Origin of the sequence: Kitasatospora sp. NPDC004799 (assembly GCF_040609095.1) — a bacterium.
Taxonomy (GTDB): domain Bacteria; phylum Actinomycetota; class Actinomycetes; order Streptomycetales; family Streptomycetaceae; genus Kitasatospora.
Genome location: NZ_JBEXJK010000393.1, coordinates 1 through 7,614, shown reverse-complemented (window position 1 = coordinate 7,614; position 7,614 = coordinate 1). Strand labels below are relative to the sequence as shown.

Annotated in this window: 4 protein-coding genes; 2 read left to right on the top strand and 2 right to left on the bottom strand. The window is 72.8% G+C overall.

The features are described 5' to 3' along the window. On the bottom strand, nt 1–4,262 hold a 4,262-nt coding region (locus tag ABZW03_RS33325), incomplete at its 3' end, for a beta-ketoacyl synthase N-terminal-like domain-containing protein (protein WP_355266778.1). Between the two features lie 491 nt (nt 4,263–4,753). On the opposite strand from ABZW03_RS33325, the gene ABZW03_RS33320 reads away from it, so the two are divergent. Both ABZW03_RS33320 and lspA read left to right on the top strand, forming a co-directional pair. Continuing rightward, complete coding sequence (locus tag ABZW03_RS33320; protein WP_355266776.1) at nt 4,754–5,941, top strand: PLP-dependent aminotransferase family protein; 1,188 nt, start codon at nt 4,754–4,756, stop codon at nt 5,939–5,941. 122 nt (nt 5,942–6,063) lie between these two features. Continuing rightward, nucleotides 6,064–6,594, top strand: a complete 531-nt coding sequence (lspA, locus tag ABZW03_RS33315; RefSeq protein ID WP_355266773.1) for a signal peptidase II — start codon at nt 6,064–6,066, stop codon at nt 6,592–6,594. Nucleotides 6,595–6,730: 136 nt separating this feature from the next. On the opposite strand, the gene ABZW03_RS33310 is transcribed toward lspA, so the two are convergent. Continuing rightward, nucleotides 6,731–7,405: a response regulator transcription factor gene (locus ABZW03_RS33310; RefSeq protein WP_355266770.1), complete on the bottom strand. Its 675-nt coding sequence runs from the start codon at nt 7,403–7,405 to the stop codon at nt 6,731–6,733. Between the last annotated feature and the right edge of the window lie 209 nt (nt 7,406–7,614).

Here is a 7,614-nt window from a genome sequence, read left to right as displayed (position 1 = left end):
CAGTCCACGTGCGAGGACGGCACCTCCGCGTACAACGACCGCGGCAACACCCCCTGCCGCATCGCCAACACCATCTTCATCACACCCGCCACACCAGCGGCGGCCTGCGTATGACCGATGTTCGACTTCACCGACCCCAACCACAACGGCGCCTCACGGTCCCGGCCGTACGCCGACAGCAGCGCCTGCGCCTCGATCGGATCCCCCAACCGCGTCCCCGTCCCGTGCGCCTCCACCGCGTCGACCTCACCAGCCGACAACCCGGCGTCCTCCAACGCCCCACGCACCACCCGCACCTGCGCCCGACCACTCGGCGCCGTCAACCCGTTCGACGCACCGTCCTGGTTCACCGCCGAACCCCGCACCACCCCCAACACCCGACGCCCCGCCCGCCGAGCATCCGACAACCGCTCCAGCACCAGCACACCGCAACCCTCACCGAACCCCGTCCCCTCGGCCCCCTCACCGAACGACCGGCACCGACCATCAGCCGACAGCGCACCCTGCCGACCCATCTCCACCAAGGTCGCCGGAGTCGCCATCACCGTCACACCCCCGGCGAGGGCCATGGAGCACTCGCCCCGCCGCAACGACTGCACCGCCAGGTGCAGCGCCACCAGCGACGACGAACACGCCGTGTCCACCGACACGGCCGGCCCCTCCAACCCCAGCACGTACGCCACCCGACCCGACGCGACACTGGTCTCGTTGCCGGTCAGCATGTGCCCTTCGAAGCCCGCCGGGACCCGGGAGGGGGCGGGCCGGTAGCCGTTGGCCATCACGCCGGTGAAGACACCGGCGGAGCTGCCCTTCAGCGTCTCGGGACGGATCCCCGCCCGCTCCAACGCCTCCCACGACACCTCCAGCAGCAACCGCTGCTGCGGATCCATCGCCTCCGCCTCACGCGGCGAGACACCGAAGAACCCCGCGTCGAACAGATCCGCGTCGTGCAGGAAACCCCCGCCCCGGGTGTACGTCCGCCCGCTGTCGCCCGCGTCCGGACCGGCGTCGTGGAGGTACTCCAGGTCCCAACCGCGCCCCTCGGGGAGGCCGGAGATCGCGTCGCGCCCCTCCGCCACCAGCTGCCACAGGTCCTCCGGCGACCTCACCCCGCCCGGGTACCGGCACCCCATCCCCACGATCGCGATCGGGTCGTCGTCGTGGGAGCGGGGGCCGCGGACGGGTGCGGCGCCGGCGTCGGTGCTTTCGCCGGCGAGTTCGGTGCGCAGCCGCTCCGCCAGGAGCGCCGGCGTGGGGTGGTCGAAGATCAGGGTGGGCGAGAGGGGGACGCCGGTGGCGGCGGTCAGCCGTTCCAGCAGGTTGACGGCGTCCAGCGAGTTGAAGCCGAGGTCCTTGAAGCGGCGGGAGGTGTCGACCAGCCCGGGATCCGGGTGGCCCAGCACGGCCGCGGCGTGTTGCCGTACGAGGTCCCGCAGTTCGCCGTGCCCGTGGCGCGCCGGCTCGGGTGCGGGGGATCCGGTCTCCGCACCGGGCACGCGCCGGTCCGCGGTCACGGCCTCCCGCCGGTCCACCGCCGCGGAGTCCCGCCGGTCCACCGCCGCGGCCTCCCGCCGGTCCACCGCCGCGGCCTCCCGCCGGTCCACCGCCGCGGCCTCCCGCCGGTCCTCGCCGTCGAGCCAGTACGACTGCCGCTGGAACGGGTAGGTGGGCAGCCGGAGCCGGCGCCCGGTGCCCGGCCGGAGCGCGGGCTGCCAGTCGACCGGCACACCGTGCACATGGAGCCGGGCGACGGAGTCCAGCAGACGGCGCGGGCCGCCCTCGCCCCGCCGGAGCGTTCCGGTGACCACCGCCGCGGCGCCGACGGTCTGCTGGAGCGCGACGGTGAGCACGGGGTGCGGGCTGACCTCGACGAACGTCCGGTGCCCGGCCTCCAGCAGGTGCCGGGTGGCGGTCTCCATCCGTACCGGTCGGCGCAGGTTGCGGTACCAGTAGTCGGCGTCCAGCTCCGTGGTGTCGGTGATGGCACCGGTGACGGTGGAGCAGAACGGGATCCGCGAGCGGCGCGGGGTGATCCCGGCGAGTTCCGTCAGGACCGTGTCCCGCAGGACCTCCACGTCGCTGGAGTGCGAGGCGTAGTCGACCGGGATCGCGCGCACCCAGACGCCCTCGGCCTCGTACTCCGCCAGCAGCCGGTCGACGCTCTCGGGCGAACCGGAGACCACCGTGGACGCCGGACCGTTGACCGCGGCGATCTCCACCCCGTCCCAGCCCCGTTCGAGCCGGTCGCGGACCTGCTCCAGCGGCAGGGAGACGGTGGCCATGGCGCCGGTGCCCGCCAGCCGGGCGAGCGCGCGGCTGCGCAGGGCCACGATCTTCGCGGCGTCCTCGATGTCGAGGGCGCCCGCGACGCACGCGGCGGCGATCTCGCCCTGCGAGTGCCCCACCACCGCGTCGGGACGCACCCCGAAGGAGCCCCACACCTCGGTCAGGGCGAGCATCATGGCCCACAGCACGGGCTGGACGACGTCGACCCGTTCCAGCGACGGGGCGCCGGGCGTCCCGCGCAGGACGTCGAGGAGCGACCAGTCGACGTGCGGCCGCAGCGCCCGGTCGCACTCCTCGACCCGCTCCCGGAAGACGGGCGAGGATGCGAGCAACTCCTGTGCCATGCCGTCCCATTGGGAGCCCTGGCCCGGGTAGACGAAGGTGATCCCGCCTTCCGCGCCGACGCTGCCCCGGACCAGTGCCGGATCGACTTCGCCGGGTTCGGCGGCGGCGGTCAGCGCCCGGAGGAACTCCTCGCGGTCGGCCGCGACGAGGACCGCGCGGTGCTCCCAGGTCGCGCGCGTGGTCGCCAAGGAGCGGGCCACGTCGGCGGGAGCGGCGTCGCTCTCCTCGGTCAGGTACGACCGGAGGCGGTCGGCCTGGGCCCGCAGCGCCTCCGGCGCGGCAGCGGACAGGACCCACGGCACCACGCCGGAACCGCCGTCCGCCATCGCCCGGGCGTCCTCGGCGGGGGCGGGCGGCTGGGACAGCACAACGTGGCAGTTGGTCCCGCCGAGGCCGAACGAGCTGACGCCCGCGAGGCGGGTGCCGTCCGCCTCGGCCCACGGCAGGCCGTCCGTCACCATGCGCAGACGCAGCGCGTCCAGGTCGATCAGCGGGTTGGGGGTGCGGAAGTTGAGGCTCGGCGGCAGCGTCCCGTGCTGGAGCGACAGGGCCACCTTGACCAGGCCGACCACACCCGCCGCGGCCTCCAGGTGGCCGACGTTGGTCTTGACGGAGCCGATGTGCAGGGGGCTCCGGCCGGCCGTCCGGCCCGCGCCGAACACGGCGCCCAGCGCGGCGGCCTCGACCGGGTCGCCGACCCTGGTGCCCGACCCGTGCAGTTCGACGTACTGGACGTGCGCGGGGTCGACCCCTGCCCGCTCGCAGGCCCGCCGCATCACCTCCTCCTGGGCGGCGCGGGTCGGCACCGTCAGCCCTTCGCCGCCGCCGTCGTTGTTCAGGGCGCTGCCGAGCAGGACGCAGTGCACGGGGTCGCCGTCCGCGAGGGCCCGGCTCAGGGGCTTGAGCACCACCATCGCCCCGCCCTCGCCGCGTACGTAGCCGTTCGCCCGCTCGTCGAAGGTGAAGCACCGGCCGTCGGGCGAGAGCGCGCCGAGCCCGGCCATCGCGTGCGCCGTGTCGGGCAGCAGGTTGAGGTGCACCCCACCCGCCACGGCCAGCTCGGAATCGCCGCGCCGCAGGCTTTCGCAGGCCAGGTGGACGGCGGCCAGCGAGGACGCCTGGCCGGCGTCGACGGTGAGGCTGGGGCCGCGCAGCCCGAGGGCGTACGAGACGCGATTGGCCGTCATGCCGCGCTGGGTGCCGGCGACGGTGTGCGGGGTCCGGGCGGCCGGCCCCTGGCGGTCGAGCAGGAGGGTGTAGTCGCCGGACGCCACGCCGAGGAAGACGGCCGTGTCGTGGGACCGGAACGTCTCGGGGCGCATGCCCGCGTCCTCGAAGGCCTCCCAGCTCAGCTCCAGGGCCAGGCGCTGCTGCGGATCCATCGCGGCGGCCTCGCGAGGGCCGATCCCGAAGAATCCCGCGTCGAACCGGTCCACGTCCGCCAGGAACGCCCCCCACCGCAGGGCGGACGGCTCGTCGTTCCCGGGGCCCTCGAGACCGCCCCGGCGGTCGCCGGGAGTTTCGGTGACGGCGCTGCGGCCGTCCCGCAGGAGGTCCCACAGCTGCCGGGGCCCCGCGGCTCCCGGCAGCCGGCAGGAAATTCCGACCAACGCGATGGGCTCGTCCGGCACCGATCGATTTCCCGCGGAATTCACGGAGGCCTCGGAATGCCCATGGCGGAGATCAGACATGACGCCCCCTGTTATCGCTTGGAACCGAACGACGGCATGACGGAACGGCTTCCGAAAACCGAGGAAAGGAACGGGAGACCCGGAATGGCCCGTCAAAACAATGTGGAACACGGCACACGGCTCCCCGAACACTGACATACGCACCGCACCGACCGACAAGCCCGTTCGACGGTCGACCGTACGTTTTCGGCCCATCTGGCGGAAGACCACCGGTCGACGCCCGCCCCGGTCCCGGCCGGCCGAAGATCACCGGTCAACGCCCGCCCCACCTGGCGGTTCCCGGAACCTCACGGTCCGGCGCGGCCGGTCGCGGAGCCCGTCTCCAGCGACGACACCTGGGCGATCTCGGCAAGAAATCGATGGGACATGTTTGGGCACACATGGGACTCCCGCGCCCGGGACATCAGCCCGTTCGTCCGTAGTCTGCGGGCATGACGAGCCCAGCCGCCGCCCCCGTTCCCGTCACCCACCCCACCCCGGCCCACGCCTCGTCCGTGCGGGAGATCCTCGAGCTCACGGCGCGGCCCGAGGTGATCTCGTTCGCCGGCGGCATGCCCGCCCCGGAACTCTTCGACGTCGCCGGCCTGCGAGCCGCGTTCGACCACGTCCTGGCCACGGCCCCGCACCGCGCCCTCCAGTACTCGACCACCGAGGGCGACCCGGCACTGCGCGCGGCCGTCGCGGAGCGGCTGAGTTCCCGTGCCCTGCCCACCCTGACGGAGGACCTGCTGGTCACCTCGGGTTCTCAGCAGGCACTCACGCTGACCGCGACGGCGCTGCTGGCCCCCGGCGACACCGTCCTGGTGGAGAATCCCACCTATCTGGCGGCCCTGCAGTGCTTCGCCTTCACGGGGGCGCGCGTCGTCCCGGTCCGGTCCGACGAGGGCGGCATCGACCCGGTGGCACTGGCCGACCTGGTGGCCTCCGAGCGGCCCAAGCTCCTCTACCTCGTCCCCAACTTCCAGAACCCGACCGGCCGTACGCTCTCCGTCGAACGCCGCCGGGCCGTCGCGGAGGTCGCGGCCCACCACGGCCTGTGGATCGTCGAGGACGACCCCTACGGCGAGCTGAGGTTCGACGGCGCACCGCTGCCGTGGATCGCCTCGCTCGACGGCGCGGCCGACCGCACGGTGACGCTCGGCAGCCTCTCCAAGATCATGTCCCCGGGCATGCGCCTCGGCTGGCTGCGCGCCCCGGCCGCACTGCGCCGGGCCTGCGCGACGGTGAAGCAGACCACCGACCTGCACTCCTCCACCATCGACCAGGCGGCCGCCGCCCGGTACCTCACCCACGCCGACCTCGACGCCCACCTGACGCGGGTCCGCGCCGCCTACCGGGAACGCCGCGACGCCCTGCTCGACGGCCTGCCCGACGCACTCCCGCACGGAAGCACCTGGAACCGGCCGGACGGCGGGATGTTCGTCTGGGTGCGCCTGCCGGACGGGCACGACGCCACCGCCCTGCTGCCCCGGGCCGCGGCCCACGACGTCGCCTACGTGCCCGGCGCCCCCTTCTTCGCGGCCCGGGCCGACCCGGCGACCCTGCGCCTCTCCTTCACCGGAAACCCCGCCGGGACGATCAGGGAAGGACTGGCCCGCCTCGCCGAAATCTTCAGGTGACCGGTCCGGTCCCCTTCCGGCGGTGCGCCCCCGTTCTCCGGACCTCTCGTGCGCGACCCACCGTCACCTACAATGCGGCCATGACTGGCTTACTAGGCCTACGGGTTGCGCGAGGAGCTTCCTTGACCGGTGACACGCCTCGACGACTGGGCACCATGACGGCCGTAGCACTCGCGCTGCTGGCGTCGGATTTCATCACCAAACAGATAGCACTGACGAATTTCTCGAGGACCGATCCGACCGAGACCCTCGGTGGGCTTCTGAAATTCACGCTGGTCTTCAATTCGGGTGGGGCGTTCTCCATCGGCGAGGGGGTGACCTGGTTCTTCACCACGGTGAAGATCCTGGTCATCGTCCTCATGCTGGTGATGTCACCCCGCATCCGCACCCCCCTCTGGGCGGTCTCCTTCGGGCTGGTCATCGCCGGAGCGGCCGGAAATCTCATCGACCGCGTGTTCCGCGCCCCCTCCCCCCTGGAGGGACGCGTCGTCGACTGGATCCAACTGCCGCACTGGCCGGTCTTCAACCTCGCCGACTGCGGCGTGGTGTGCGGCAGCGCCCTGGTGATGTGGGCCTCGACCCGCGGCATCCGCCTGGACGGCACCCGCACCCCCGAGCCGGCCGAAACGGAACAGACCGCCAAGGACCGATAGAACGCACCCCGGAAACACCGAAAGTGCCTCCGCCCACCAGGAACAAGGACCCGGCCGGAGGCACTTTTCCATCCACGCGGGCAGAGCCCCCCGGCCCCCCACCCCGACACAGCAGCCTGAAAGTTGAACGGCAGGCTCAGGCGGGCATCCCCGGCTCGGCGAGACCGCTTTCGTAGGCGATGATGACCAGTTGGGCGCGGTCGCGTGCGTTCAGCTTGGCCAGGAGGTTGCTCACATGGGTCTTCACGGTGGGCAGGCTGATCACCAGCCGTTGGGCGATCTCGGCGTTCGACAGCCCGTTCGCGATCAGTACGAGCACCTCGTGCTCCCGCTTGGTGAGCCCGACGAGCCGCGGGGCCGGCCGGGCCGTCTTCCGGGTGCGGGAGACGGTCTCGATGAGGCGGCGCGTGACCGTGGGCGCCAGAACGGCTTCACCGGTGGCGATGACCCGGATACCGGCGACCAGGTCCGCGGGCGAGGCGTCCTTCAGCATGAATCCGCTCGCGCCCGCCTGGAGGGCCGGGTAGACGTACTCGTCCATGTCGAACATCGTCAGGGCCAGCACCCGTACGCCGGCCATGGTCGCGTCGGAGCAGATCTCCCGGGTGGCCGCGATGCCGTCCATGAGGGGCATGCGCAGGTCCATCAGGACGACGTCGGGCCTGAGCTCCCTGGCGAGTTCCACCGCCCGGGCGCCGTCACCGGCCTCGCCGACGGTCTCCATCCCCGGGGTCGAGTCGACGAGGACGCGGAAGCTCCCGCGCAACAGCGCCTGATCGTCCACGATCAGCACCCGGACCGCCTCGGCCATTCCGCATTCCCCGCAAACCGCTCATCGAGCCCCTCGAAGTCCGCGATTCTAGCAGCAGCGACTGTTCCCATTCCTCAACTACCCATGGCCGAGGCCCCGGTTGAGGGCGGGCCGGCCGGGGGGGGGGGGGGGGCGCCGCGGTGGCGCCCGGCCCCCCCCCCCCCCGCGGCGGGGACGGCCCCCCCCCCGCGGCGGGGACGGCACCCCCC